The organism is Paramaledivibacter caminithermalis DSM 15212, from assembly GCF_900142245.1.
In the GTDB taxonomy this organism is placed as follows: domain Bacteria; phylum Bacillota; class Clostridia; order Peptostreptococcales; family Caminicellaceae; genus Paramaledivibacter; species Paramaledivibacter caminithermalis.
In genome coordinates, this window is the sequence record NZ_FRAG01000141.1 from 1 (window position 1) to 1727 (window position 1727).

At 36.7% G+C, this 1727-nt stretch carries 1 protein-coding gene and 1 pseudogene; both read right to left on the bottom strand.

Going from position 1 to position 1727, the window contains the following annotated elements:
* A pseudogene (locus tag BUB36_RS18895) lies at positions 1-200 on the bottom strand (glycine/sarcosine/betaine reductase complex selenoprotein A); the annotation flags it as partial.
* A gap of 63 nt (positions 201-263) precedes the next feature.
* Complete coding sequence (locus tag BUB36_RS18900; protein WP_073153897.1) at positions 264-1550, bottom strand: glycine/sarcosine/betaine reductase component B subunit; 1287 nt, start codon at positions 1548-1550, stop codon at positions 264-266.
* Between the last annotated feature and the right edge of the window lie 177 nt (positions 1551-1727).

Genomic DNA, 1727 nt, shown 5'->3' on the forward strand with positions numbered 1-1727 from the left:
CCATGCTTCTCAGTTAATTCTTTAACCCTTTTTTGATTTTCTAAGTCCATTGCTCCTGCAGCAGTTCAGACAAAACATTCAGTAGAAGAAAATACTACTTCAGCACTTTCTACTGTTTTAACACACTCTTCGATAGCTGGGCCAGGTATTCCATCTCTATCTCCGATAATGATGACTTTCTTATTATCTAAGATACTCATTATCATCCATCCTTTCTATATTTTATTTTCTTATTTTCATTATTCCCTTTAATCTTAAAAGTATTAATAAGTTGTTGCTGACATCTTATTAAATCCAAGTTCGTTTGTTGCACCAGTAATTACTTGAATTTCAGCCTCGATGCTTCCATCTGATCTTAAAGAACCATCAAAACCACCAGCAATCTTGTCTACATAATCAAGGGTACCAATTACCTTTTTCATAGGTGGAAGTACTATTGTTTCATTAGCATTACCACCAGTCACAACAGCATTTGCCTTAGGATCGGCATCAGCTAATGATTGAGATGCTCCATCTCTACCAGCATACTCATCTGTTACGATAACAGTCTTAACACCTTCGTTTTCAATTTTTTTACAGTTCATTATTAAGTCAGTGTCTGGATTTCCAAAGCCTTCTTGTGAAATAATGGCACCGTCTAATCCTAGGTACTTAGTAAATTTGGCAGTCCAGTTAGATGATCTTTCCTTGTCTGCAAGATAAACATTTTCGTTGGTTATGATAACACCAACAAAGTTAATTTCCTTACCATGCTTTTCATATAGGTCTTCTATGATAGGATTATTTAAATGGTGATATGTTGTGTTTTTATCACAGGCAGAAACACAGTTTCCACTTAATATAGCACCATCCATAACCTCCGTTGGGTAAAGAACAGTTGGAACAATTTTCTTAGCATCAACTCCATATACATAAGTATCATGAAGTAATCCTTGAGTTTGAAGCATATACACATATCCTACCTTTGGTAATTCAGGATATTGAGCTACTTGCTCAAGAAGAGGCTTCGTTTCGTAAACCTTAACCTCATCAGGCTCTACATCTTTAGCTGCTTTACCAATATAATCTGCAGCCTTTAGACCAGCCATTCTTGCAGCTGCTTCATACTCATGCTGCTTTAAGCCTTCTACAGGCTCAATAACAAGACACACATTATTTAGCTTTGAAAACGGAGTATACTCAGCACCAGGACCAGTCATATCAATAATACCTTCCTGGAACCCAACTATTTTACCACATGTAACAACTGCTGCTCCTTTTAAAACATGTGTGCGTCCTGAACCCACTGTAGTTACCTTATTTACTACACCTGGGAAAACTCCACCAGGTCCTTCAACCTTTACTCTAGGTTCGATTACATCCTTAACAGGAGTAATTCTAACTTCCTCACCTGGACGAGCTAAATCAACATCAACTTTTTTAATATGGTCATCTTCCATAATTAAGTCAATTAGTTCTTGCTTGTTTACATATAATGTTCCACCTTCAACCTTTGTTGAATCTCCAAATTGAACATCTGTAATATTTATTTTTCCAAGCTCTAAACGCATGGGTTTTCACCTCCCTTTATATTTAACAGCCTGTGCCAACTAATTCACCTAAGTCAGCACAGCCGCCAATGGCTAACCAAGGTGCTTTTCAATCATAGCTTCAATATTAGCTTTATTTGCATCATCTTTAGTAACTTCGTCAACCTTTTCACCATCTTTATAAAGTGCTATGGTTGG